This window comes from Lysinibacillus composti (assembly GCF_016908465.1).
In the GTDB taxonomy this organism is placed as follows: Bacteria; Bacillota; Bacilli; order Bacillales_A; family Planococcaceae; genus Ureibacillus; species Ureibacillus composti_A.
The window spans coordinates 49,098-75,278 of record NZ_JAFBDY010000011.1 but is presented as its reverse complement, the minus strand read 5'-3'; the positions used below and the strand labels follow the sequence as shown (position 1 = coordinate 75,278).

The window sequence follows — 26,181 nt, the reverse complement described above, 5'->3', positions numbered from 1 at the left end:
TTCTACAGTGAAACATATTAATGGTGATCATCGTACACATCACAATTTGCGACGTGTAACGCAAGTAGCAGGACGTGGTGTTTTCGCGAACGAAAAGTTAAATAGGCATTCTTTTGCTTTTATTATTTTAGTGGTAAAAGTAAAATATTGAGTGAAGTATATGAAGTAATGGGGGAATACCTGTTGAAAAAATATAAAACATTACTATTCGATTTAGATGACACACTACTAGATTTTGGGGCAACGGAAGACGCTGCATTACGACAACTTTTCGATGATCAAAAAATGACCCTAACTCTTGAAATAAAAGCCCATTATAAAAAAATAAACGAAGGATTATGGAAGTCATTTGAAAGAGGAGAAATTGACCGAGAAGAACTCTTGAATACTCGTTTTTCAAACTTTTTTAAAGAATACGGAATTGATGTAGATGGCGCATTATTAGAAGCAAAATATCGCACCTTCTTAAAAGAAGGGCATCATTTAATGGAAGGCGCAATGGAATTAATCAGTACGTTACATAAGAACTTTGAATTATATATAGTGACAAACGGTGATTCAACTACGCAATTCCAACGGCTGAAAGACTCCGGACTTGCGCCATTTTTTAAAGATGTGTTTGTATCCGAAGACGCAGGTTTTCAAAAACCTACAAAAGAGTTTTTCGATTTTGCATTTAAACAGATAGAGAATTTCGAAAAAGAAAAATCCATCATCATCGGCGATTCTCTAACAGCAGATATTACAGGTGGATACAATGTTGGAATGGACACTTGTTGGATTAATGTCAGTGAAAAGACCAATGATACTAATATTATTCCAACATATGAAATTAAACATTTGAATGAGTTGTACCAAATCCTTGATGTGGAATTGTGATTTAAGGATTGAGATGAAACACACTTGGGTCTCTTTTTTAGCTTCTACATCAAAAAAAGAAAAGTTATCAACTTAAAATCCTACTAACGCTGAAAACTAAGAAGGGCTGTCCAAAATCTAAATGGACAGCCTCTTAATTATAAAATCCTATTTTCCTTCTTTACGACGAACCGTTATCGTTTCTCCGCCGATACCCCAGTTATCTGTATCTACCTCGTCGATCACAACAACAGTAGTGTTAGGGTTTTTACCTAATACATCTACTAATAATTGTGTAGCTCCTGCAATTAGTTCAGCTTTCTTTTCTGGAGTAACATTTTCGTTGGTAATTTTAATATTTACGTATGGCATTTTTACATCCCCCTTTAAATGATTAATCTAATTATAATTCATAAAAATGGTAATTCACACAAATTAATATATAAACAATTAAAGAAGTAAGATAACTGGGGTTCCATAGTGAGTTATTTGTATCGATGACCTATAAAATGATTCCATAGTTATTAGCTGTTTCACATAATTTCATCTTCGAAACATCTTTGTTAACATAGTAGGTAGGAGGAAGGTAAATGAAATTTATTAATAAACAACTAATCAATTATGGAGTAGATCCAACATTTTCTAAGTATCTTTCAGTAGTACTTTTGATTACTTTTATCGTGCTTATTTGTGTCATTGCAAATTTTATAACGAAAAAAATAGTGATTCGTTTAATTACACATATTGTGAACAATAATAAGTTTCAGTGGGATAACATTCTATTAGAAAAGAAAGTTTTCCATAAGTTATCTCACTTCGTTCCAGCGATTATTATTTATTATTTTGCACAATCTTTTCCAACCTATCAATCTCTCATTGAAAAAGGGGCAATTACATATATAATTCTTGTCGCATTAAGCGTACTAAACACACTATTGAACGCTGTTAATGACATATATCAAAACTTTGAAGTGTCAAAAGTGAAACCTATTAAAGGATATATTCAAGTCGTTAAAATCGTCGTTTTTGTTCTAGGGATTATTTTGGTCATTGCGAACTTAATCGGTGAAAGTCCACTCATTATTTTAAGTGGTCTAGGTGCACTTTCTGCTGTATTACTGCTAGTATTTAGAGATTCTTTACTAGGCCTTGTTGCAGGAATTCAGTTAACGTCGAACGATATGGTACGAGTAGGGGACTGGATTGAAATGCCGAAATACGGAGCTGATGGGGATGTTATTGATCTTTCACTAAACACAGTAAAAGTACAAAACTTCGATAAAACCATTACAACCATTCCAAGTTATGCTTTAATTTCCGACTCATTTAAAAACTGGAGGGGTATGCAAGTAACTGGTGGTAGGCGGATAAAGCGCTCAATATTTATTGATACAACAAGTATTTCCTTTTGTTCGATGGAGATGATTGAGAAATTTCGGAACATCCACTATCTAACGAATTATATTGAAACAAGACAACATGAAATTGCAGAATTTAATATCAAAAATCGTATCAATATAAGCAATTCTGTTAATGGTAGAGCTCTTACAAATATTGGCGTTTTTCGGGCTTATATTAGTCAATATATAAAAAATCACCCGGGAATCCATAAAGAGATGACGACGATGGTAAGACAATTGGCTCCGACTGAACATGGATTACCAATTGAGATATATGCTTTTTCAAATGATGTGAATTGGGCAGTATATGAATCTATTCAATCTGACATTTTCGACCATCTCTTTGCAGTAGCACCAGAGTTCGGCCTTCGACTATTCCAAAATCCAACTGGAAATGATTTTAAAGTATTTACTCCATCCCCATTAAATAATACTGAACCCGATTCTCATTAAAATGTGATTGTAAAATTAAAGGTGCTATCCAAGAAATCTAAATGACCTAAGGATAGCACCTTTTAAAACTGATAAAAATATGAAGAATGCAGTTTAAAGTTTAAATAAATGCCTTCCATTTCTCGCCCTAACTTTATACTAAACAAAATTGGAGATTTTCCCTTCTTACATTAACTTCAAGTTAACTTAATAAATGTAAAACACAACCTTTTTTGTGTGTAAAAGGAATTAACTTATATGCCGATTAATTGGTTATTAAGAACTGTATTAATCTATTTTTATCACGATAATTTGATAAATAGAATAACTTTATTTTAAGTGTTTTATTAATTTAATAACAGTCGCTATTATATACCTATCTAGCTATGCGAAGAACAATTTGTTAAATATATTTCACCTATTTTTCAAAGACTTTAAAAAGCACATATTTATAAACATAATCAGGAATGTGTCTAAATACCTAATTTGAACCCTGCTAAAATTTAATGTTACAGTATAAATATATTACTCTATTAAGAGGAGCGATAATTCTTAGGTTTATCCACCCATTTAAAAGAGGATTTAATTTCTAATTTAATGTCGGAATTTTTAAAAAATAGTCAAAAAAGTTTCGACAAATGCAATGTTTGAATTAGGTTAAAAAATTGGAGGTACTTATGATTAAATTTGAAAATGTATCAAAGGTGTACGAAGGTGGATTTCAAGCTGTTAAGTCTCTTAATTTTGAAATCCAGAAAGGGGAATTACTTGTACTGATTGGGCCGAGTGGTTCGGGGAAGTCAACAACTATGAAGATGATTAACCGAATTAACCCTCATTCAAGTGGTCGAATTACGATCAATGGCAAAGATATCACCACTTATAATGTTGCAGAACTTCGAAGGAATATCGGTTATGTAATTCAGCAAATTGGACTTTTCCCCCATTACACAATCGAAAAAAATATTGCGATTGTTCCCCAGCTCAAAGGTTGGGCTGAGAAAGACATTAAATCTCGAGTTAAAGAGCTGCTCGAATTAGTCGGACTGGATCCCGAAATTCATGCAACTCGTTATCCCAAAGAACTTTCTGGAGGACAGCAACAACGTGTCGGTATTGCAAGGGCACTTGCTTCAAATCCAGATATCATTTTAATGGATGAACCGTTCAGTGCGTTAGACCCGCTAACTCGGGAACAACTGCAGGTAGAGCTGATCAGTTTACACAAAAAACTTAAAAAGACAATTGTTTTTGTAACCCATGACATCGACGAAGCATTAAAAATGGGTGACCGTATCGCAATTATGAAGGATGGAGACATACTTCAATTAGACACCCCAGAAAAATTACTACATGAACCAACTCACGGATTCGTAGAGGAGTTTATTGGTAAACACCGCATTACCCAGAATCCTGATCTGATGCCAGTCACTGAAATTATGACAGAAACCATTGTTACTTCTTCTCCTCAGAAATCTCCAGAAAGGGCGATCTCACTTATTCGCCAACGGAAAATCACGAATCTTATTATCCAAGACACTGATGGTAGATTGCTAGGTATTGTATCTGCTTATGATCTACTCAAAAAAATAGGTACCGTCAAAACGATTGATGAAATCATGGTACCTGCTGAGCCATATTTACTTGATACTGCAACAGCGAAAGATGCTATTGTTCTCATTGATGTTGCTCCTTTTGGAATGATTCCGATTGTTGACAAAGACCATAAGCTTGTAGGACTTGTCACACGGGGCTCCTTACTTTCTGCCTTATCTAGTCAGTGGATAGAAACGGAGGAGGAAGATCAAGATGAATAATATGAATATATGGCAACAACTAGTTGAGCAAACACAGTTACGTTGGGGAGAAGTACTTGAAGCAACATTTGTACATATTCAACTCGTATTCTTCTCAATGATTATCGCAACTGTATTAGCAGTTACTCTTGGAATTGTAGTAACACGTGTACCTTGGCTCAAGACCATTGTACTTGGCGGAACAGGTGTCCTTCAGACAATACCAAGTTTAGCGTTGCTCGGTTTTATGATCCCGATTTTTGGAATTGGTGTATACACTGCCATTGCGGCATTATTTCTTTACTCATTACTTCCGATTATGCGAAACACCTATACCGGGATTAAAGATGTTGACCAGGCAACTATTGAAGCAGCAAGAGGATTAGGTATGACGAATATGCAAATTTTATTTAAAGTGGAACTCCCTCTTGCAATTCCAGTTATTATGGCCGGTATCCGTACAGCTGCAGTTATTAATGTCGGAAATGCTACTCTCGCAGCATTTATTGGAGCAGGTGGGCTTGGAGACTTTATTTTCCTAGGCATTACACGTGGAATCGACGGGTTAATTTTACTAGGAGCAATCCCGGCTACCCTTCTTGCGATCGTCATCGAAACTTTCTTTAGTGCTGTTGAACGTTGGACAACACCGAAAGGATTGAGAAAATAAAATGAGGCTTAGAAAAAAACTTCCACTAGTAATGCTGATGTTTCTCATTATAAGTACGCTATCAGGCTGCATTTTCATCGAAAAGGATTCGCTCCGACTCGGATCAAGAAATAATACGGAAAGTATTATCTTGTCAAATATCATGGGACAACTAATTGAAGATCGATTGGGGATTGAAGTTCTTTATAAAGAAAATCTTGGTGGTTCAAACGTTGTCTGGAACGCAATGACAAATGGACATATCGATGTAATTCCTGATTATACAGGAACCATTGTCGTTACTTATTACCATGAAGAGCCAGGAACAGCAGAGGAAACATTGGAGGCAACAAAACGTCTTGTTGAAACCGATGATATAGTCGCATTGAACCCTTTTGGTTTTAACAACACGTATACACTTGCATTGGATGAAGCGAAAGCAGAAGAACTAGGAGTTGTAACATTTAGTGACTTCGCCGAGTATTCACAGGACTTCAGATTAGGTGCAGTATTTGAATTCATCGATAGACCAGATGGGTTGCCCGGCTTCCAAAAAGAATATAACATTAATTTTAAAGACGTTAAAGGCATGGACCACGGTATGATGTATCGCTCCATTAACGCGGGTGAAGTGGACGTGATTAACTCATATACAACAGATGGACAGCTTCAAATATACGATTTACGTGTGTTAGAGGACGATAAATCTTATTTCCCGCCATACCATGCGCTTCCCCTTGTCCGGAAAGAAACACTTCATGAATATCCTGAACTAGAAGAAGTGCTAGGTCTTCTTGAAGGTATGATCAATGAAGAAACAATGCAAATCATGAATGGAAAAGTCGACAACGAAGGCATGATGGTCGAACGTGTTGCACAAGAATTTCTGATTGAGTCGGGTTTAATTGATAAGAAATAAACTAGGCACACCTTAGTGATATTAAAAAAAGGCTATCTTTTGAGAATATGAATTCTTAAAAGATAGCCTCTTCGTTTTCAATTATACATTAGCCGATAAATATTCTTTTACATCTTCTGGTGTTTTTGCATTGGCACTGTGTAAGTGTGCTTGTTTTTCGCCATTTTTGTAGATTAGTAAACTAGGAATACCCATCACTTGATATTTTTCAGCTAGTTCAGGGAATTCATCACGGTTAATTTCATACCATTCGAATTGGCTGTACTCTTCAATAATTGGATCGATGAACATGTTCATACGTGTGCAATCTGGGCACCAACCTGCATAAAATTTTACTACTACTGGTTGTTCAGAACCAATAATTTCATTAAATTGTTCAATAGATGTAATTTCTTTCATGAATATTCACACTCCTTACATGCTAGTTTACACATTAAAAGGCATGGCGAAAAGAAATTTGCTTAAAACTACTAAAGGATCTAGATGTATACATTTTGAAGACTATAAAAGAAAGTGAATTTATTAGGCATCTTATAAAAGGTATTTTAATACAATGAATTAACAGAAAATTAAAATAAAAGCATTGCCAAAATTAAGAAAATAAACTACACTAAGAACAGAAAAGTTGCATTTTTGAAATTACAACGAGTTTAACTAGAAAATTTTCTACATATAGAATTGTAGAGAAGGAATTAGAGGAATCGGAGAGGTTTCATTTTTTTTAACCTAAAAATGAATGGCCATTCATTCAAAACCATAAGGGTAAGGGGGATTTGCTCTTGACGTTCAAAATTCAAAAAGTAGCCGTATTAGGCTCGGGGGTAATGGGTTCAGGTATTGCAGCGCATTTAGCGAATATCGGGATTCCTACATTATTATTAGATATCGTTCCAAAACAACTTACAAAAGAAGAGGAACAAAAGGGATTGACACTAGAACATGTCCAAGTAAGAAATCGATTTGCACAAGGAGCGGTACAAAAATTATTAAAACAAAAACCAGCTCCACTTACTTCGAAAAGGAATCTTTCCTTAATTTCAGTCGGAAATTTAGAAGATCATCTAGAACAATTAAGAGACGTTGATTGGATTATTGAAGTCGTCGTTGAAAATCTAGAAATTAAAAAGAAGGTTTTTGAAAAAATTGACCAAGTACGAAAACCGGGTACTATCATTAGCTCTAATACATCGGGTATTAGTGTGAATGCAATGATTGAAGGACGTTCAAAGGATTTCCAAAATCACTTTTTAGGAACGCATTTCTTTAATCCACCAAGATATTTAAAATTACTTGAGATTATTCCAACAGAGAAAACATCTCCTGAAGTCATTTCGTTTATGAAAACGTTTGCTGAAGATGTATTAGGGAAAGGCGTCGTGATCGGAAAAGATACGCCAAACTTTGTTGCAAATCGAATCGGAACATATGGTTTATTAGTTACATTACGTGAAATGCTAGAACGTGGCTATTCGGTTGGTGAGGTAGATTCTGTTACGGGACCATTAATTGGGCGCCCTAAATCAGCAACATTCCGTACTCTTGATGTCGTGGGACTTGATACATTTTTACATGTTGCAAAAACAGTATATGACCAAACATCGGGAGAAGAACAAAAAGTATTTGAAGTACCTGAACTAATGCAAAAGATGGTTGAGAGAGGTTGGCTTGGGGCAAAGTCTGGTCAAGGATTCTTTGTGAAAAAAGGAAAAGACATTTACGAGATCGAGCCAAATTCATTTGAATACGTTCCTGTGAAAAAACTTCAAACACCTTCTATTGCATTAGCAGGTCAAACGAAGGGTCTTCATAATAAAGTGAAAACGCTAGTGTACGCGAAAGATCGAACTGGTGAACTACTATGGAATATCTTTGCACCTACATTATTATACTCAGCAAACCTTGTAGGAGAAATTGCAGATACGATTGTAGAAATCGATAACGCAATGAAATGGGGATTTGGTTGGGCTCAAGGGCCGTTTGAAATGTGGGATGCAATAGGAGTGAAAGATTCTGTTTCGAAGATGGAGGCAGAAGGTAGAGAAGTCCCTCCATTTGTAAAAGAGTTTTTAGCGCAAGGCTATGAAACTTTCTACGCTGAAATAGATGGAGATTTAGCTTTCTATGATGGTGCTAGTTTTTCAAAAGTGCAAGTAAATGAAAAAGTTATAGATTTAAAACGTTATAAGAAAAAGCATGGGGTCATTAAATCGAATAGTGGTGCTAGTTTAGTAGATTTAGGAGATGGCATTGCGTTACTAGAATTCCATTCTAAATCAAATGCCATTGGTTTAGATATTGTTCAAATGATTAACTATGCCATTGATGAAGTGGAAGCAAATTATAAAGGTCTTGTGATCGGGAACCAGGGTAAAAACTTCTGTGTTGGGGCAAACCTTGGCATGATTTTAATGGAAGCCCAAGATGACAATATATTCGAGTTAGACTTTACGATTCGATCGTTCCAAAAAGCGATGCGTCGTATTAAATATTGTAAAAAGCCTGTTGTTGCCGCGCCATTTGGTATGACACTTGGTGGAGGTGCTGAGGTATGTTTACCTGCAAGACACATTCAAGCATCTAGTGAAACGTATATGGGATTAGTTGAAGTAGGTGTTGGCTTGATTCCAGGTGGTGGCGGAAATTTAGCTCTTTATGAAAAGTTTATTCAAGGCCTCCCAAATGGAGTAGAAATCGATTATCAATCGATTGCAACTAAAGTATTTGAAACGATTGCCCTTGCAAAAGTTTCGACTTCTGGGGAAGAAGCACGTGAAAATAACTTCTTAAACTTTGCGGATGGTATTTCTGTTAACCCCGATCACTTAATTTACGATGCGAAACAAAGGGCGCTTGCACTGTATGAAGCTGGTTATGTTGCACCTCTACCTCAAAAAATTAAAGTTGTAGGAGCTCCAGGTTATGCAACGTTAGTATTAGGTGCACAAGGCATGTACAGTTCCGGGTATATCAGTGAGCATGATTTAAAAATTGCAAAAAAATTAGCTTACGTAATTGCTGGTGGGTTAGTGCCATATGGAACAGAAGTAACAGAAGAATACTACTTAAATTTGGAAAGAGAAGCATTCCTTCAATTAGTTGCTGATCCAAAATCACAACAAAGAATGCAACACATGCTGTTAAAAGGAAAACCATTAAGAAACTAACTTCTTTTTTCAATAAATAAATTACTAAATTAGTAGATATGCAAACGTTAAGGGGGTTATATGAAATGCGTGAAGCTGTAATCGTTTCTGGTGCTAGAACACCGATTGGAAAAGCGAAAAAGGGGGCCCTTGCAACTGTTCGACCAGATGATTTTGGAGCAGTTGTTGTAAAGGAAACGTTAAAAAGAGCAGGTTACGATGGACCGATTGATGATTTAATCATGGGCTGTGCTATGCCAGAAGCTGAACAAGGAATGAATATCGCACGTAATATTGGTGCATTAGCGGGGTTACCTGATTCCACACCTGCCATTACAATAAACCGATTTTGTTCATCAGGACTACAATCGATTGCCTACGCAGCAGAGCGAATTATGCTCGGTCACTCGAAAGCAATTGTTGCCGGTGGGGTAGAGTCAATGAGTATGATTCCGATGACAGGAAATACGATTCGACTAAATCCGAAGTTAGCTGAGGAAGCACCGCAATACTATATGAGCATGGGTCATACGGCCGAAGAGGTAGCAAACCGTTATGAAGTTAGTAGAGAAGATCAAGATGCCTTTGCCGTTCGTTCCCATGAGTTAGCGCATAAAGCAATTCAAGAAGGGAAATTTCAAGACGAAATTGTACCAGTTGAAGTGGTTCAACATTATGTAGATGACAATCATCAATTAAAGCAAAAGAAATTTACATTTTCACAGGATGAAGGGGTTCGACCAGGTACAAGTGTAGAAGTTTTAGGAAAATTACGTCCAGCATTTCATGTGTTGGGCTCTGTAACAGCTGGTAATTCATCGCAAACTTCTGATGGGGCTGCAGCTGTTCTCGTTATGGATCGTGAAGAGGCTGAGGCACAAGGTTTAAAACCGATGGCGAAATTTTTAGGATTTGCTGTTGGCGGGGTTCCACCTGAAGTAATGGGAATTGGTCCAATCGTAGCAGTTCCAAAAGCGTTAAAAATCGCTGGACTAAATCAAGAAGATATCGACCTATGGGAGATCAATGAAGCATTTGCTTCCCAATCCCTCCAAGTTGTCCGTCATTTAGGAATTGACTTAAATAAAGTCAATGTAAATGGTGGTGCCATTGCTTTAGGCCATCCACTAGGAGCAACAGGAGCAGTTCTAACACTAAAATTGATCCATGAATTAAAAAGACAAGGTAAAAAATACGGGGTAGTGACGATGTGTATTGGTGGCGGTATGGGGGCCGCTGGGGTGTTTGAAATACTTTAAAACTTTAACTTTTTGAAGTTGGTTAATTTTATGAGCAATGATATCCAGTTTCGGACGCCACACCCTCGAGGTCGCTTCTGTCACTCGGTCGAAAGCTGAAAAGATGCTTTCGATTCGTGCCTTCCAGCGCTTGTCGGGTGTAAGCGGGCGTCCTACACTTTTAAGGTAGGGGAGGAAATAAATATGGTTCAAACAAAGAATGTAATTAAGGGTGGAAGTTTTTTAATTGAAGAAGTAGATGTAGAACGTGTATTCACTCCTGAAGACTTTACAGACGAGCAAAAAATGATCGCGAAAACTACGGAAGAGTATGTAACAAATGAAGTACTACCTTATATAGAAAACCTAGAAAATCATGAGTTTGAACATTCTGTGCGATTATTGAAGAAAGCGGGAGAGTTAGGACTATTAGCAGCAGATGTTCCTGAGGAGTATGAGGGCCTTGGATTAGATAAAGTCTCTTCTGCTTTAATTGCAGAAAAAATGTCAGTTGCCGGAGGGTTCTCAATTTCCCATGGTGCTCACGTTGGTATTGGGTCACTTCCAATTGTGTTGTTCGGTAACGAAGATCAAAAACAAAAGTACTTACCAAAATTAGCGAGTGGGGAATTGTTAGCTGCATATGCCTTAACAGAGCCAGGTTCCGGTTCGGATGCATTAGGCGCGAAAACAACTGCCAAGTTAAATGCTGCTGGAACTCATTATGTCTTAAATGGTGAGAAACAATGGATTACAAATGCTGGCTTTGCAGATGTATTTGTTGTGTATGCGAAAGTGGATGGGGAGAAGTTCACTGCATTTATCGTAGAAAGAAAGTTCCCAGGTGTTTCAGTTGGGGCAGAAGAAAAGAAAATGGGTATTAAATCATCTTCTACTCGCACATTGATTTTACAAGATGCCCAAGTGCCAGTAGAAAATGTACTAGGTGAAATCGGGCGCGGTCACGTGATTGCCTTTAATATATTAAACATTGGACGTTATAAATTAGGAGTTGGAACGATTGGCGGTTCAAAACGAGCTTTAGAATTAACAATCCAATATACAAACGGGCGTCAACAATTTAAAACACCACTTTCTGGATTTAATTTAACAAAAGAAAAACTCGCAACGATGGCGTCACATCTTTATGCATCAGAATCCCTTAACTATCGTACAGTGGGTTACTTTGAAGACCGTTTAAGCCAATTATCTGAAGAAGAACAAAAAGACGGTAAAGTAATTGCTGCAGCTATTGCAGAATACGCCATTGAATGTTCAATTGCAAAGGTAGTAGGATCTGAAACATTAGACTATATTGCTGATGAAGCAGTTCAACTGCATGGTGGATATGGCTTCATGTCAGAATATGAAGTAGAAAGAATTTATCGTGATTCAAGAATTAACCGTATTTTTGAAGGGACAAATGAAATTAACCGTCTAATCGTTCCTGGAACATTTATGAAGAAAGCGCTAAAAGGGGAACTACCACTTTTACAAGTAGCTCAAAATTTACAACAAGAGCTATTAATGTTAATGCCTGAAGAAATTGAAGATGCGCCGTTAGCTCAAGAAAAGTACCTTGTGAAAAATGCGAAGAAAATTGGGGTTTTAGCAGCAGGTATAGCTGCTCAGAAGTTTGGAACAAAATTAGAAGCGGAACAAGAAGTGCTTGTTAACATTGCTAATATTGCGAACCAATTATATGCGATGGAATCAGCGGTCATCCGTACTGCGAAGGCAATTGAACGTGATGGAGTAGAAAAATCAAAGCAAAAACTACTTTATACAGAAATCTATTGCCAAGAAGCGTTCGCTGAAATTGAAAAAGAAGCAAAAGAAATCATTTTAGCCTCAACTGATGGGGACGCTGGTCGTATGACTTTATCTGCATTACGTAAATTAACTCGTTCCAATCCATATAACTTGATCTTAAAGAAAAGAGAAGCAGCGAGTAAATTAATTGAAGCAGAAAAATATATTGTGTAGCAAATAGGGAAATGAATAATTAGTACAAAGCTGTGACAACAATAATGTCATAGCTTTTTTCTGTTATACTAGAATTGTTATTTTTTACACTAATTTTTAGCTATCAATGAAGGAGCGTTCTTTATGACACTCAAGATTTATCAATACCCAAAATGTTCTACTTGTAGAAAAGCACAAAAATGGTTATCTGAAAATGGAATTGAACACGAAGCCATTCATATTGTGGAAGATACACCGACTTTAGAACAACTAAAAGCATATTGGCAAGCAAGTGGTTTACCATTGAAAAAATTCTTTAATACCTCTGGCATGAAGTATAAAACACTCGGCTTAAAGGATAAATTAACTACGATGACAGAAGAAGAGCAACTTGAACTGCTTGCATCTGATGGAATGTTAATTAAACGGCCTATAGTTACAGATGGTGAAAAAGTTACTTTAGGATTTAAGGAAATAGAATTCACAGAAACTTGGAAGAATTAAATGTATTTAGAAATTACTCACAACAAATTAATGATCGATTTTCTGTCTGAAAACGAATATTATTATTTAATATAGTCAAAATGTTCGTGTTTAGTAAGTTGGTAAGAAAATTGTCGGGACTGTTATATATTCTGCGTATTTCAAAAGGGCTATGGCTCATGAGGGATATATGCAATACTGAAATGTCAATCGGGTAAAAAAGTAATGTTCGGCTTTACTGAAAAAATTCTATTTATGAAATTATCTCAAGTATCTTGTTTTTGATTTGAAATTATGTCAAACTAAACATGAAATTACATATTTGGAGGGGTTTTTAGTGAGTACACCTAAAGATTTACGTTATTCAAAAGAACACGAATGGGTAAAAGTTGAAGATGGAAAAGCACGCGTTGGTATTACACACTTTGCACAACATGAATTAGGTGATATCGTGTTTGTTGAATTACCACAAGTTGGAGACGAAATTCAATTAAACGAACCATTTGGTAGCGTTGAATCAGTTAAAACTGTATCTGAGCTATATGCACCAGTTTCAGGTAAAGTTGTAGAAGTAAACAGTGAGTTAGAAGATAGCCCAGAGTTCGTAAATGAATCTCCATACGAAAAAGCATGGATGATTGTTGTTGAACTATCTGATGCTTCAGAAGTGGACAGCCTGTTAACACCTGAACAATACAAAGAGTTAATTGAAGAATAATTTATTATTTTAAAAACGCCGGTATCCAACTGGCGTTTTTTCTTTTTATAATGAATTGAATTACCTTTTCTTCTATTATTCATAGCCTCAACTATTTCGCGGAATTTGTATTTTCGTCCTTTTTAATTGAGCAATGATGTTATGATAATCCTCCACATTGCGATTTGACTTAATTTATATGCTGCTTGAACTTCGTCTACTTTAATTTTGGAGCCAATAATTCCTTTAAGTTCACTTTCTAAGTTTAGTTAATCTTATGAATCATACAATTCTCGTTATTGTTGGCAAAAAACATGTTGTTCTAATAATATAATAATGAAGACATTTTTTATTTTTAGCTTTTACCTTTAATTGACAAATCGTGGGGTGAGCCAAATGACTGTTGAAAAGTGTATTATTGTAGAAGGTCGTTCGGATAAACTGAAAATAGAACCGATCTTTGCTGAAGATGTTACAATTCTTTGCACAAATGGAACAATTAGTGAAGATGATCTTTTAGATTTACTCGAACCTTTTGAACAACATGAACTCTATACATTATTTGATGCAGACAATTCCGGTGAAAAGTTACGGAAGCTAACAAGAAGAACGTATTCTGAAGCAGTTCATTTATTGATCCCGAGAACGTATATAGAGGTTGCAAATGCACCTAGTAAGGTATTGGCCCATATTTTAAATGAAGCAAGATTTGTTGTTCATAAACAATATCTAACTTTACCAGAATAATATTCTAAAAAAGAAATTGAAAAATTGATGTTATAGGATGAGAACGATGGAAGAATGGAATCAACAAGAATGGGAAAAACATATTAACGAAAATGAAGTGTCGGCATTTTATTTATATACACCAATGTGCGGAACATGTGCTGTGGCATCAAAAATGATGGAAGTTATTGAAAATGTCGTGCCAAACATTCCAATTGGAAAAGCCAATATTAATTACCTAGAACAGGTTGCTTATGATTATAAAGTCGAGAGTGTGCCATGTTTACTCATTAGTCGAAATGGCAAAGTGGAAGAAAAAGTATATGCTTTTCAATCAGTGCAACATCTATATGCAAAGTTAAAAAATTAATTGACTAAGTAGAGTACGCATGATACATTTACATTCGTAAAATTAAAATTTAATAACTATACTCTTATAAAGAGCGGTGGAGGGAAGTGCCCTATGAAACCCGGCAACCATCACGAAGGTGAAAAGGTGCCAAGTCACGCGAAGTGGATACTTTGGAAGATAAGAGGACGGTTAGCGTGTGATAGATATGTACTTGAACGATAACCCTTCTACTTTTCTTTTTGTAGAAGGGTTTTTATTTGTAATATAACTACCTCACTAAATTGCACATAATAAATGGAACTTACAGTGTAGTAACAACTAGAAGAATCAGCAGTTAAATGCAAATGAATTCATTTGTATTTAGAATAAAGGAGCTTTTTATGATTCAATTAAAAAATGTATCAAAAATATACAGAACGAAGAACGGTGAAATTTCTGCAGTCAATGATGTGAATCTATCAATCAATAAAGGGGAAATTTTCGGAATTATTGGTTATAGTGGTGCAGGTAAAAGTACGCTTATACGCTTGTTAAATGGGTTGGAAAAACCTACTGATGGAACAGTTGAAGTAAATGGACAACTGATCTCCTCGATTACTGGCAATAAGCTTCGTGTTGCTCGCCAAAAAATAAGTATGATCTTCCAACATTTCAACTTATTATGGTCACGAACTGTAGCGGACAATATTGCATTTCCTTTAGAAATTGCAGGAATTGCAAAAACTGAACGTGATAAAAAAGTGAAGGAACTAATTGATTTAGTGGGCTTAAGTGGAAGAGAAAATGCCTATCCTTCTCAATTATCTGGTGGTCAAAAACAACGTGTAGGTATTGCAAGAGCACTTGCCAATAATCCTGAAGTATTACTTTGTGATGAAGCAACAAGCGCACTGGATCCGGAAACTACGGATTCAATACTAGAACTTTTATTAGATATTAATAAGAGACTAGGCTTAACAATCGTATTAATCACTCATGAAATGCACGTCATTAAAAAAATATGTAATAGAGTTGCAGTAATGGAAGCTGGACGAGTTGTAGAACAAGGTGAAGTATTACAAGTGTTCCAAAACCCACAAGCAGATATTACGAAAAACTTTGTACACCAAATAACTGGCTCAAAAGAATCGCAAGGATCTATTGAACAGATATTAATTAATTACCCAACAGGGAGAATCGTTAAACTAACATTTGTTGGACAGAAAACGGAACAACCTGTCATTTCAAAACTTATTAAACAATTTAATGTAGAAGTAAATATTGTTCACGGAAATATTTCACAAACAACAAGCGGACCATATGGAACATTACTAATCCAAATTGATGGAGATGCACAAAATGTTCAAAATGCATTAGCATTTTTAGAAACGAATGAAATTCAAACGGAGGTGATTGAGCATGCTTAATCAATTATTTCCGAATGTTGACTGGCCAGATATGTGGCAAGCAACGTATGACACAATTTATATGACAGCGATTTCGACTGTCGCAACATTTATAATAGGATTAGCTATTGGGCTTCTGCTCTTTTTAACAAGTCCACATCAAATTTGGGCCAATAAGGTGGCTAATTTTATCACGGGTTCGCTCGTTAATATTTTTAGATCGATTCCATTTATCGTTTTAATTATTTTACTAATTCCATTCACAAAGTTTTTACTTGGTACAATTCGTGGGGTCAATGCAGCATTGCCAGCTTTAATTATTGGTGCCGCTCCTTTTTATGCCCGTCTTGTATTAATTGCTCTTCGTGAAATCGATAAAGGTGTTATTGAAGCAGCTCGTTCAATGGGGGCAAAAACTTCTACGATCATTTGGAAGGTCCTTATTCCTGAATCTTTACCAGCTTTATTTTCTGGTATTACTGTCACAGCGGTTATGTTAGTTGGATATACAGCAATGGCTGGTGTAATCGGTGCAGGTGGTTTAGGGAACTTAGCATTCATTGATGGTTTCCAACGAAGTAGAGATGATGTAACATTAATGGCAACGATTGTAATATTAATTGTTGTATTTGTTATTCAATTTATTGGAGATCTCATTACTTCAAAAACAGATAAGCGTTAAATTACCTTTTTGGTGTTCAGGCAATTGCCATCACATAAATTATTATTTTTAAAGGAGAGCCAAAGATGAAGAAATTTTTATCGTTCTTAATTTTATCAGCTTTCGTACTAGTATTAGCAGCTTGTGGCACTAAAGAAGAGTCTACTACTAACGAAACAACTGATGAAGGTACAGCAACTGAAGAAACTGAAACTAAAGCTTTAAAAGTAGGGGCTTCAAACGGTTTACATGATCTAATTTTAGAACAAGCAAAACCTATTTTAGCTGAACAAGGTGTCGAATTAGAAATCGTCCCTTACCAAGACTATGTAATGCCTAACCAAGATTTAGAATCTGGTGACTTAGATGCAAACTATTTCCAACACATTCCATACTTAGAAAATGAAATGAAAGAAAAAGGTTATGACTTTGTAAACGCTGGTGGAATTCATATCGAGCCAATCGGTATTTATTCTCAAAAATATAAATCTTTAGATGAACTTCCTGATGGTGCAACAATTATTATTTCAAACTCTGTAACAGACCAAGGTCGTATTTTATCGATGCTTGAAGTTGAAGGGTTAATCAAATTAGCTGACGGAATCGATAAAACTGCAGCGACTATAAAAGATATCGTTGAAAATCCTAAAAACTTAGTGATTGATGATAGCTCAGCTCCAGAAATGTTAGTAACTTATTATGAAGAAGGCGAAGGTGACGCGGTTGTTATTAACTCTAACTTCGCAATCGACGCTGGAATTAACCCGATGGAAGATTCAATCGCAATTGAAGGTTCTGAATCTCCATATGTAAACGTTATTGCTGTTCGTTCAGAAGACAAAGATAACGAAGCAATCAAAAAATTAGTAGAAGTATTACGCTCTAAAGAAGTTCAAGACTTCATCGTTAAAGAGTGGGGCGGCGCAGTAGTACCTGTAAGCGAATAATGATGTGTAAAAAACCTTTCGAACTTAAGTTCGAAAGGTTTTTTTGTAGGAAGTATGAAGTTTTAAGTAAATGCAGTGAAAGAAAAATTGTCAAATAGGAAAAGGGGTGACCCGAAATTCGTATGTAAAAAGGACTCAGAAGTAAAATTTACTTCTAGTCCTTTTGTTTTTTAGGAGTCTCAAAACAATGGAGTTGATATGCTCCTAAGATTACCGTGCGAGTAACGTCGTTTCTCAAATTGAACAAAACGTAAAATTAGCCCCTACAGAATCATCATTGAAATTGGTTTAATCTTGAAAAGAAGTCTTTAATAAATTCAAGGAAAACTTTTTCAGATGGTGCCAGTTCACGGTTTGTTGAGTAAATGACCCCTACTGTACGACGAATGTTGGGAGTTTCAATAGCAACTTTCGACGTGAATCGAGGCGTAGAATCGTACAAAGAGCTATCCGGTAATAATGTAACTCCGATGCCTGCTGCCACAAGTCCCTTTAGTGCATCCATATCTTCACCTTCAGAGGTAACGTTTGGCATAAACCCAGCAGCTTTACATGCGTCTACAGCCACTTTATTTAAAATATACCCTTGCGGAAAAAGAACGAAATTTTCATTTCTTAAATCATGAAGATGGACCGATTCCTCGTTTGCGAATCGATGGTTTGCTGGGAGAAGTACATGGATACTTTCACTAAATAAAATGGTTGTATCTATACTTTCATCTTTTTGTGGTACAGGTCCTAAAAAAGCGAGATTTAATTCTCTGTTTTTTACAGCATCTATTAAAAAACGATAGGAACCTTGACGTAGATGGAACGAAACATCGGGGTAATCCTTCTTAAATGCGGAAATCACGGTCGGTAGTACATAACTAGCTAGACTAGTAGGGAAGCCAATTTTAATTGTTCCTTTTGCAGGATCTAAATATTCTTCCACCTGTTTAGCGGCAAAATCAATTGCCTTCAATGCGATAAGAGTGTGTTCTAAAAAGACTTTACCAATTGGTGTAAGTTTGACATTTCTTCCTACACGTTCAAAAAGTGATGCGCCTAGCTCTTCTTCAAGGTTTGCAATCTGTCTGCTAATAGCTGACTGAGCTACGTGTAAATGTTCGGCTGCTTCAGAAATATGTTCTCTTTCAGCTACCTCTACAAAGTATCGTAATTGGCGTAATTCCAACGTTTCCACCTCATTTATCTAAAAGTGAGATTGATTTATTCCAAAGTATATATTGTTAATATTAATTTAAAAACCTTAAAATGTAAATACGTTATTCGATAGATTTGGGGGGAATAAAAAAATGACTTTTCATCAATATCCAAGCGAACAAGGCTTGTATTCACCAAGCTTTGAACATGACGCTTGTGGAATAGGATTTTACGCAAATTTAAAAGGACGCGCTTCACATCAAATTGTAAAAAATGGGTTAGAAATGTTATGTCGACTAGATCACCGTGCAGGACGTGGAAGTGATGGGAAAACAGGTGATGGAGCCGGATTAATGGTACAAATCCCACATGCATTTTACAAATTGAACTGTCCAGAATTAAATCTTCCGGAAAAAGGTGAATATGGCGTAGGCCAGTTTTTTTTCACGCAGGACAATGATGAGAGAGAAGCCATCGAACAAAAAATTAATGAGTTAATTTTGGAAGAAGGGCAAATTTTAATTGCCTGGAGAACTGCTCCTACTAATAAAGAAATATTGAGTGATATTGCTAAGTCTACTGCTCCAACGGTTCGCCAAGTATTTATTAAAGCAAATAATGTAGAAGATCGTTTAGCATTTGAACGAAAATTATACTTAATTAGAAAGCAAGCGGAGCATTGGGCAAAAGAAAATGGCAAAAAGTTTTATTGTCCTAGTCTGTCTAGCCAAACAATGGTATTTAAAGGGCTATTAACTCCTGAGGAAGTTAGTGAATTTTACCTTGATTTACAAGATGAAAGCTTCATTTCTGCTTTTGCAATAGTACATTCTCGTTACTCTACTAATACATTCCCAAGTTGGGAGCGTGCACATCCTAATCGCTATATTGTTCATAATGGAGAAATTAATACATTACGTGGCAACATTAACTGGATGCATGCTCGTGAACAACAATTTGTTTCAGAAGCCTTTGGCGAAGACCTAAAGAAATTACTCCCAATTGTTGATACAACAGGTTCGGATTCTTCAATGTTAGATAATGCTTTTGAATTTTTCGTACTAGCTGGACGTACCCCAGCTCATACAGCCATGATGTTAATTCCAGAACCATGGACAGAAAATCCGCATATTTCTGATGAGAAAAAAGCATTTTACAGTTACCATTCAACGTTAATGGAACCTTGGGATGGACCAACAGCAGTCTGTTTCACAGATGGAAAACAAATTGGTTCAATTCTGGATCGAAATGGTTTACGACCTGCGCGTTACTATGTAACAAAAGATGATATGATCGTCTTTTCTTCTGAAGTCGGAGTTGTTGATATTGAAGAAGAAAATGTACTTTATAAAGAACGCTTAAGTCCAGGACGCATGTTATTAATTGATTTAGAAAAAGGCGAAATCATTTCTGATGAACAATTGAAAAGTGAAATGGCACTTGCTAAACCATATAGTAATTGGTTAGAAGACAATATGCTAACGGTAAATGCCGAAAAAGAAATACCTAAGGAGATCCCACTTTTAACGGAACGTCAAAAAGTCTTCGGTTACACATTCGAAGATCTTCATAAATATATTGTTCCAATTGCAAGTAGTGGCAAGGATCCGATTGGTTCAATGGGGAATGATACACCGCTTGCAGTGCTATCAGATCTTCCTCAATCATTGTTTAATTATTTCAAACAATTGTTTGCACAAGTAACGAATCCACCAATTGATTCAATTCGTGAACATATTGTCACTTCTACGATGACGTTGTTAGGGGCGGAAGGGAATTTATTACATCCATCAGCTGAAAATGCAAGAAGGATTTATTTAGATACACCAATCTTAACAAACGGTGAGTATGAAGAAATTATCGAAAATACGGAAAAACAATTCCAATCTGCAATCATCACTCTTGAATTTGCGGAATCTTTGGAAAAAGGACTGGAACGTATTTTTAATGAAGCAGATGAAGCTATTAAGAATGGGAAATCAATTTTAGTTCTTAATGATCATTTAGAAAATGTGAATACACCTGCGATTCCAATCCTTTTAGCCGCAAGTGCACTACATCAATACTTAGTGCGAACAGGTAAGCGTACGCTTGTGAGCTTAATCACAAATAGTGGAGAAGCTCGAGAAGTTCATCATTTTGCAGCGTTAATCGGTTTTGGTGTAGATGCCATTAATCCTTATTTGGCATACGCTTCTATCCAACAAGCAATTGAAGCTGGCCATATCACAATTAGTTATGAAGAAGCGGTGAAAAAGTTCCGTAAAGGGATTGCTGACGGTGTCGTTAAAGTAATGTCAAAAATGGGGATTTCGACAGTTCAATCATATCGTGGAGCACAAATTTTTGAAGCAGTTGGAATCAGTAAGGAAGTAATCAATCAATACTTTACTGGTACAGCCTCACAAATAGATGGTATTGATTTAGAAACAATCGGAGAAGAAGCGAAACGACGTCATGCTTTAGCATTTAAAAGTGAAACAAAAGAGCTAGAGTCAGGAAGCGACTTCCAATGGCGTGCTAATGGTGAACACCATGCGTTCAATCCAAAAACGATTCATACTTTACAATTAGCAACGCGTAAAAATGACTTTGGTATTTACCGTATGTATGCTGAAATGGCAAATGAAGAACGAATTGGCTTCTTAAGAAACTTACTTGAATTTAAGAAAGCTTCAAATCCAATTCCTCTAGATGAAGTTGAATCAGTTGATTCTATTGTTAAACGTTTTAAAACTGGAGCAATGTCATTTGGGTCGATCTCTAAGGAAGCCCATGAAACGTTAGCTATTGCAATGAATAGACTTGGTGGACGTTCAAACTCAGGTGAGGGTGGGGAACACTCAGGCCGTTTTGAAATCGATTCCAATGGTGACGACCGTAACAGTGCCATCAAACAAATTGCTTCTGGGCGTTTTGGAGTAAAGTCGCATTATTTAGTGAATGCAAAAGAACTTCAAATTAAAATGGCTCAAGGTGCAAAACCAGGTGAAGGTGGTCAGCTACCAGGTAATAAAGTTTACCCGTGGGTTGCGGAAGTGCGCGGCTCTACACCGGGGGTTGGATTAATTTCACCACCACCACATCATGATATTTATTCTATTGAAGATTTGGCTGAACTTATTTATGATCTGAAAAATGCTAATCGACATGCAAGAATCTCAGTGAAATTAGTAGCTAAAGCTGGTGTTGGAACCATTGCGGCTGGTGTTGCAAAAGGTGGAGCAGATGTCATTGTCGTTTCAGGTTATGACGGCGGTACAGGAGCGTCTCCGAAAACTTCTATTAAACATACAGGTTTACCTTGGGAGCTTGGTTTAGCAGAAGCACATCAAACATTAATGCTAAATGGACTGCGTGATCGTGTAACTCTAGAAACAGATGGGAAACTAATGACTGGGAAAGATGTTGTCATGGCTGCACTACTAGGAGCTGAAGAATATGGTTTTGCAACTGCTCCTTTAATCGTTCTAGGTTGTATTATGATGCGTGCTTGTCACTTAGATACATGTCCTGTAGGGGTTGCAACACAAAATCCAGAACTACGTGCGAAATTTATGGGTACTGCGGATCATGTTGTAAACTTCATGCGCTTTATAGCAGAAGAAATGCGAGAATATATGGCAATGTTAGGCTTCCGTACAATTGATGAAATGGTAGGACGTACTGATGTTTTACAAGTAAGTGAAAGAGCAAAACAACATTGGAAAGCAAGTCAACTTAACTTGTCTACATTACTTCATCAAGTTGAAGGGTCTCGTACAAAACAAACGAACCAAGACCTTCTAATAGAAGAAACATTTGACCTTCGTGAATTATTACCGAAAGTTCAAAAAGCAATTAATGAAAAAGAGCCAATTGAATTAGAATACACAATTAAAAATACTGACCGTGTAGTTGGAACAATTATTGGTAGTGAGATATCTAAAAAGTACGGAGAAGCGGGTCTGAAGGAAGGCTTGATCCACTTGAAATTTACTGGTCATGCTGGTCAAAGTTTCGGAGCATTCGTACCAAAAGGGATGACATTATCAGTTGTTGGTGATGTGAATGACTATTTCGGTAAGGGATTATCTGGTGGTAAGCTAATTGCCACAGCACCAATTAAAGGAAAGCAAGAGAAGAACGTCATTGCTGGTAACGTTTGTCTTTATGGAGCAACGAGCGGAAGCGTCTTCATCAATGGGCGAGCAGGAGATCGTTTTGCTGTTCGAAACAGTGGTGCTAATGTGGTTGTTGAAGGCATCGGTGACCACGGATGCGAGTATATGACTGGTGGTCGTGTCGTGATCTTAGGTGATGTAGGTAAAAACTTCGCGGCTGGTATGTCAGGAGGAATAGCTTATATACTACCAACGGACGAAAATGAATTGAAAGAAAAATGTAATAAAGAAATGATTCATTTCGAACGTCTAGAAGATAAAACGGAGATTGAAGCAATTCGTTCAATGATTATTCAACATTTAGAACAAACGGATAGCTCAATTGCGTTAGATATTTTAGCAAAATGGGATGAATTTGTTCCGAAATTTGTAAAAGTTGTACCAACAGATTATCAAAAAATGATGGAAAAAATTAACCATCATAAATTCAATGGATTAACAGAAAATCAAGCAGCTATGCAGGCATTTGTAGAAACAACTGGCAGCAAAGAGCTAGCGATTTCCAAATAAGAGGGGGTTCTAGAAATGGGGAAACCAACAGGATTTATGGAATATAAAAGAGAGAAAACGAAAGAACAGCCTCCACTAGAGCGTATTCTAAATTGGAATGAATATGCTTCAAGGCTGTCAGATGAATCACTACAAACACAAGGTGCACGTTGCATGGATTGTGCTACACCATTTTGTCATATGGGGATTGAAGTACGTGGAGCTGCTGCAGGATGTCCAATTCAAAATGTGATTCCAGAATGGAATGACTTAGTATACAAAGGGAAATGGCAAGAAGCATTACAACGTCTTCACATGACTAATAATTTCCCAGAATTCACAGGGCGCGTTTGTCCAGCGCCTTGTGAAGGTTCTTGTACTTTGGGTATTAATGAGCCGTCAGTAGCTATAAAATCTATTGAACGCTCAATTATTGATAAGGGCTTTGAGAACAACTGGATTGTTCCACGTATTCCATCACACCGAACAGGTAAAAAGATTGCAATAGTTGGATCAGGTCCTGCTGGATTAGCAGCAGCAGATCAACTGAATCAAAAAGGACACAGTGTCACTGTATATGAACGTGCTGACCGTCCTGGTGGCTTGTTAATGTATGGAATTCCAAATATGAAATTAGAAAAAGAAGTAGTAGAACGCCGTGTGAATTTACTTCAACAAGAAGGAATTGACTTTGTATTGAATACAGAGGTTGGGGTAGACATCACTGGAGAGCAATTAAAAAATGAATACGATGCTGTCATTTTATGTGTTGGAGCACAAAAACAACGAGCACTTCATATTGAAGGCAGTGAGTCAGAGGGTGTTCATTTAGCAATGGATTACCTAACAGGGGTGACTCAAAGCTTACTAGATTCTAAATTTAAAGATGGCAAAGCTTTAAATGTGAAAGGTAAGGACGTTATTGTCATTGGTGGTGGAGATACAGGTGCTGACTGTGTGGCGACTGCTATACGTCAAGAAGCTCGCTCAGTTTATCAATTTGGTAAACATCCAGAGCTTCCAAAAGTGCGTACAGATGAGACGCCTTGGCCACAAGACCCGAATGTTTATAAATTAGATTACGCGTATGAAGAAGTAGCAGCAGTAAAAGGTCGTGATCCTCGTGAATATTGTATTCAAACGAAAAAAATTGTTAAAGATAAAAACGGCCGTGTAAAAGAACTTCATACGATTCAAATGGAAAAGGTTTTAGGCGAAGATGGTTTCTATTATTTTAAAGAGCTACCAGGTACTGAAAAAATATGGCCAGCACAATATGTATTTGTTGCCATCGGTTTTGAAGGGGTAGAAAATAAAATTGCAGATCATTTTGGCGTAAACTTAGTTCGTAATCGAATCCAAGCTTCCATTAAGGATTTTGCAACGAATGTTCCAGGTGTATTTGTTGCTGGTGATGCTAGACGTGGTCAAAGTTTAGTTGTATGGGCAATTAAAGAAGGTCGTGCAGTGGCTGCAAGTGTAGAAGAATTTTTAACTACATCTGTCAAAGCATAATCAAAAAAGCGCTTTTTGAGTGAAATATACCTCAAAAAACGCTTTTTTATTTTATTATTTCTGGACTTCTGATTAAATGGTAAGATGGCATAGTGAATTTTTATTTCATATTAAAAAGGTATAGTATTTTTATGGCAAGCTGAAAATGAATTAGATGCGAAATTTCTGTAATCTGTCGAGATTTTTAAGTGAAGACCATTCTCAATTAGAAAATGATTATTGAAAATGATTATGTTCACAATTTGTTGATGTAATTTTCATCAAAAAATTTCAAGGAGTTAAAAGTCCTTAGATTTTATGGATTTATTTGATTTATTTTCATTACAGAATAAATGTTTGCATGGTAAACGGTTTTGAGTTAAGATTAGAATGATAATAAATTAGAAATGGTACTACCATTCAATGTATCTAATACGGAGGTAATATAATGTCAACTTTAGTAATTAAAGATCTTCACGTATCAATCGATGACAAGGAGATTTTAAAAGGTGTAAACCTTACTATTAATACAAATGAAGTACACGCAATCATGGGTCCAAATGGTACAGGTAAATCAACTTTATCATCTGCAATCATGGGACATCCTAAATATGAAGTAACACAAGGTACAATCGAACTTGACGGTGAAAATGTACTTGAAATGGAAGTTGATGAGCGTGCAAAAGCTGGTTTATTCTTAGCTATGCAATATCCATCTGAAATTTCTGGTGTTACAAACGCAGACTTTATCCGTTCAGCAATTAATGCTCGTCGTGAAGAAGGTAACGAAATTTCATTAATGAAATTTATTCGTGAATTAGATAAAACAATGGACTTCCTTGAAATGGATCAAGATATGGCTCAACGCTATCTGAACGAAGGTTTCTCTGGCGGTGAGAAAAAACGTAACGAAATTCTTCAATTAATGATGATTAAACCTACTTTTGCAATTTTAGACGAAATCGACTCTGGTCTTGATATCGATGCATTAAAAGTTGTTGCAAAAGGTATTAACGAAATGCGCGGTGAAGGATTCGGCTGTCTAGCAATCACTCACTACCAACGTTTATTAAATTACATCACTCCTGACCAAGTACACGTAATGATGCAAGGTCGCGTTGTTAAATCTGGTGGTCCTGAACTAGCACAACGCTTAGAAGCAGAAGGTTACGATTGGATCAAAAAAGAATTAGGTATTGAAGATACAGACGCAGTACAAGAAGCTTAAGTAGAGGAGG

22 protein-coding genes, 1 pseudogene and 1 riboswitch are annotated in these 26,181 nt (G+C 36.4%); of the genes and pseudogenes, 19 read left to right on the top strand and 4 right to left on the bottom strand.

Annotated features, from left to right (window positions below; translation table 11 throughout):
- Positions 1-7: 7 nt before the first annotated feature.
- Positions 8-151, top strand: coding sequence for a hypothetical protein (locus tag JOD29_RS12545; RefSeq protein WP_205101678.1), 144 nt, complete (start codon positions 8-10; stop codon positions 149-151).
- 32 nt (positions 152-183) lie between these two features.
- Positions 184-879, top strand: coding sequence for a YjjG family noncanonical pyrimidine nucleotidase (locus JOD29_RS12540; protein ID WP_124765435.1), 696 nt, complete (start codon positions 184-186; stop codon positions 877-879).
- 147 nt (positions 880-1,026) lie between these two features.
- On the opposite strand, the gene JOD29_RS12535 is transcribed toward JOD29_RS12540, so the two are convergent.
- Positions 1,027-1,230, bottom strand: a complete 204-nt coding sequence (locus tag JOD29_RS12535; RefSeq protein WP_124765437.1) for a tautomerase family protein — start codon at positions 1,228-1,230, stop codon at positions 1,027-1,029.
- A gap of 218 nt (positions 1,231-1,448) precedes the next feature.
- Here JOD29_RS12535 and JOD29_RS12530 point away from each other — a divergent pair, with 218 nt between their 5' ends.
- The 4 genes from JOD29_RS12530 (at position 1,449) to JOD29_RS12515 (ending at position 6,054) form a co-directional block, all read left to right on the top strand.
- Positions 1,449-2,711: a mechanosensitive ion channel family protein gene (locus tag JOD29_RS12530; protein WP_124765439.1), complete on the top strand. Its 1,263-nt coding sequence runs from the start codon at positions 1,449-1,451 to the stop codon at positions 2,709-2,711.
- A 644-nt stretch (positions 2,712-3,355) separates the two neighbouring features.
- Entirely contained in the window at positions 3,356-4,507 is a 1,152-nt protein-coding gene (locus JOD29_RS12525; protein WP_420844556.1) for a betaine/proline/choline family ABC transporter ATP-binding protein, read from the top strand.
- Complete coding sequence (locus JOD29_RS12520; RefSeq protein WP_124765441.1) at positions 4,500-5,156, top strand: ABC transporter permease; 657 nt, start codon at positions 4,500-4,502, stop codon at positions 5,154-5,156. Before JOD29_RS12525 ends, JOD29_RS12520 begins: the two co-directional genes overlap by 8 nt.
- Position 5,157: 1 nt before the next feature.
- On the top strand, positions 5,158-6,054 hold the full coding sequence (locus JOD29_RS12515; RefSeq protein WP_124765443.1) for a glycine betaine ABC transporter substrate-binding protein: 897 nt from the start codon (positions 5,158-5,160) through the stop codon (positions 6,052-6,054).
- A gap of 81 nt (positions 6,055-6,135) precedes the next feature.
- Here JOD29_RS12515 and JOD29_RS12510 read toward each other — a convergent pair whose 3' ends face one another.
- Positions 6,136-6,453, bottom strand: coding sequence for a thioredoxin family protein (locus JOD29_RS12510; RefSeq protein WP_124765445.1), 318 nt, complete (start codon positions 6,451-6,453; stop codon positions 6,136-6,138).
- A 380-nt stretch (positions 6,454-6,833) separates the two neighbouring features.
- Between JOD29_RS12510 and JOD29_RS12505 the strand changes: the two genes are divergently transcribed.
- The 5 genes from JOD29_RS12505 (at position 6,834) to gcvH (ending at position 13,601) form a co-directional block, all read left to right on the top strand.
- Positions 6,834-9,218: a 3-hydroxyacyl-CoA dehydrogenase/enoyl-CoA hydratase family protein gene (locus tag JOD29_RS12505; RefSeq protein ID WP_124765447.1), complete on the top strand. Its 2,385-nt coding sequence runs from the start codon at positions 6,834-6,836 to the stop codon at positions 9,216-9,218.
- A 65-nt stretch (positions 9,219-9,283) separates the two neighbouring features.
- On the top strand, positions 9,284-10,456 hold the full coding sequence (locus tag JOD29_RS12500; RefSeq protein ID WP_124765449.1) for an acetyl-CoA C-acetyltransferase: 1,173 nt from the start codon (positions 9,284-9,286) through the stop codon (positions 10,454-10,456).
- A 183-nt stretch (positions 10,457-10,639) separates the two neighbouring features.
- Complete coding sequence (locus tag JOD29_RS12495; RefSeq protein ID WP_124765451.1) at positions 10,640-12,421, top strand: acyl-CoA dehydrogenase family protein; 1,782 nt, start codon at positions 10,640-10,642, stop codon at positions 12,419-12,421.
- Between the two features lie 123 nt (positions 12,422-12,544).
- A complete protein-coding gene (locus JOD29_RS12490; RefSeq protein ID WP_124765453.1) occupies positions 12,545-12,904 on the top strand; it encodes an arsenate reductase family protein in 360 nt (119 codons plus the stop codon).
- Between the two features lie 316 nt (positions 12,905-13,220).
- The gene (gene gcvH / locus JOD29_RS12485) at positions 13,221-13,601 is read left to right on the top strand and encodes a glycine cleavage system protein GcvH (protein WP_124765455.1); all 381 of its coding nucleotides are present in this window, start codon (positions 13,221-13,223) and stop codon (positions 13,599-13,601) included.
- Between the two features lie 87 nt (positions 13,602-13,688).
- Here the strand turns inward: gcvH and JOD29_RS20815 are convergent.
- Positions 13,689-13,843 (bottom strand): annotated as a pseudogene (locus JOD29_RS20815) (hypothetical protein); the annotation flags it as partial.
- Between the two features lie 133 nt (positions 13,844-13,976).
- Between JOD29_RS20815 and JOD29_RS12475 the strand changes: the two are divergent.
- The 5 genes from JOD29_RS12475 (at position 13,977) to JOD29_RS12455 (ending at position 17,651) form a co-directional block, all read left to right on the top strand.
- Entirely contained in the window at positions 13,977-14,327 is a 351-nt protein-coding gene (locus JOD29_RS12475; RefSeq protein ID WP_124765457.1) for a toprim domain-containing protein, read from the top strand.
- Between the two features lie 46 nt (positions 14,328-14,373).
- A complete protein-coding gene (locus tag JOD29_RS12470; RefSeq protein WP_124765458.1) occupies positions 14,374-14,676 on the top strand; it encodes a thioredoxin family protein in 303 nt (100 codons plus the stop codon).
- Between the two features lie 61 nt (positions 14,677-14,737).
- Positions 14,738-14,842: riboswitch (SAM riboswitch) on the top strand.
- Between the two features lie 196 nt (positions 14,843-15,038).
- Complete coding sequence (locus JOD29_RS12465) at positions 15,039-16,064, top strand: methionine ABC transporter ATP-binding protein (protein WP_124765459.1); 1,026 nt, start codon at positions 15,039-15,041, stop codon at positions 16,062-16,064.
- Entirely contained in the window at positions 16,057-16,725 is a 669-nt protein-coding gene (locus JOD29_RS12460) for a methionine ABC transporter permease (RefSeq protein WP_124765461.1), read from the top strand. The genes JOD29_RS12465 and JOD29_RS12460 overlap by 8 nt, the downstream gene beginning before the upstream one ends.
- 65 nt (positions 16,726-16,790) lie before the next feature.
- A complete protein-coding gene (locus JOD29_RS12455; RefSeq protein WP_124765463.1) occupies positions 16,791-17,651 on the top strand; it encodes a MetQ/NlpA family ABC transporter substrate-binding protein in 861 nt (286 codons plus the stop codon).
- Between the two features lie 274 nt (positions 17,652-17,925).
- Here JOD29_RS12455 and gltC read toward each other — a convergent pair whose 3' ends face one another.
- Positions 17,926-18,828: a glutamate biosynthesis transcriptional regulator GltC gene (gene gltC / locus JOD29_RS12450; RefSeq protein ID WP_124765465.1), complete on the bottom strand. Its 903-nt coding sequence runs from the start codon at positions 18,826-18,828 to the stop codon at positions 17,926-17,928.
- 121 nt (positions 18,829-18,949) lie between these two features.
- Between gltC and gltB the strand changes: the two genes are divergently transcribed.
- The 3 genes from gltB to sufC all read left to right on the top strand — a co-directional run bounded on the left by gltB (position 18,950) and on the right by sufC (position 26,171).
- A complete protein-coding gene (gene gltB, locus JOD29_RS12445; protein ID WP_124765467.1) occupies positions 18,950-23,470 on the top strand; it encodes a glutamate synthase large subunit in 4,521 nt (1,506 codons plus the stop codon).
- A gap of 15 nt (positions 23,471-23,485) precedes the next feature.
- Entirely contained in the window at positions 23,486-24,964 is a 1,479-nt protein-coding gene (locus JOD29_RS12440; protein WP_124765469.1) for a glutamate synthase subunit beta, read from the top strand.
- Positions 24,965-25,391: 427 nt separating this feature from the next.
- Positions 25,392-26,171 (top strand): Fe-S cluster assembly ATPase SufC, encoded by a 780-nt coding sequence (gene sufC / locus JOD29_RS12435; RefSeq protein WP_124765471.1) that lies wholly within the window; start codon positions 25,392-25,394, stop codon positions 26,169-26,171.
- Positions 26,172-26,181: the final 10 nt, after the last annotated feature.

Excerpts from the sequence above, each read along its gene's own strand:
- JOD29_RS12535 (WP_124765437.1), bottom strand. The coding sequence starts at position 1,230 with ATGCCATACGTAAATATTAAAATTACCAACGAAAATGTTACTCCAGAA.
- JOD29_RS12530 (WP_124765439.1), top strand. The coding sequence starts at position 1,449 with ATGAAATTTATTAATAAACAACTAATCAATTATGGAGTAGATCCAACA.
- JOD29_RS12520 (WP_124765441.1), top strand. The coding sequence starts at position 4,500 with ATGAATAATATGAATATATGGCAACAACTAGTTGAGCAAACACAGTTA.
- JOD29_RS12515 (WP_124765443.1), top strand. The coding sequence starts at position 5,158 with ATGAGGCTTAGAAAAAAACTTCCACTAGTAATGCTGATGTTTCTCATT.
- JOD29_RS12510 (WP_124765445.1), bottom strand. The coding sequence starts at position 6,453 with ATGAAAGAAATTACATCTATTGAACAATTTAATGAAATTATTGGTTCT.
- JOD29_RS12500 (WP_124765449.1), top strand. The coding sequence starts at position 9,284 with ATGCGTGAAGCTGTAATCGTTTCTGGTGCTAGAACACCGATTGGAAAA.
- JOD29_RS12495 (WP_124765451.1), top strand. The coding sequence starts at position 10,640 with ATGGTTCAAACAAAGAATGTAATTAAGGGTGGAAGTTTTTTAATTGAA.
- JOD29_RS12490 (WP_124765453.1), top strand. The coding sequence starts at position 12,545 with ATGACACTCAAGATTTATCAATACCCAAAATGTTCTACTTGTAGAAAA.
- JOD29_RS12475 (WP_124765457.1), top strand. The coding sequence starts at position 13,977 with ATGACTGTTGAAAAGTGTATTATTGTAGAAGGTCGTTCGGATAAACTG.
- JOD29_RS12470 (WP_124765458.1), top strand. The coding sequence starts at position 14,374 with ATGGAAGAATGGAATCAACAAGAATGGGAAAAACATATTAACGAAAAT.
- JOD29_RS12465 (WP_124765459.1), top strand. The coding sequence starts at position 15,039 with ATGATTCAATTAAAAAATGTATCAAAAATATACAGAACGAAGAACGGT.
- JOD29_RS12460 (WP_124765461.1), top strand. The coding sequence starts at position 16,057 with ATGCTTAATCAATTATTTCCGAATGTTGACTGGCCAGATATGTGGCAA.
- JOD29_RS12455 (WP_124765463.1), top strand. The coding sequence starts at position 16,791 with ATGAAGAAATTTTTATCGTTCTTAATTTTATCAGCTTTCGTACTAGTA.
- gltB (WP_124765467.1), top strand. The coding sequence starts at position 18,950 with ATGACTTTTCATCAATATCCAAGCGAACAAGGCTTGTATTCACCAAGC.
- JOD29_RS12440 (WP_124765469.1), top strand. The coding sequence starts at position 23,486 with ATGGGGAAACCAACAGGATTTATGGAATATAAAAGAGAGAAAACGAAA.
- sufC (WP_124765471.1), top strand. The coding sequence starts at position 25,392 with ATGTCAACTTTAGTAATTAAAGATCTTCACGTATCAATCGATGACAAG.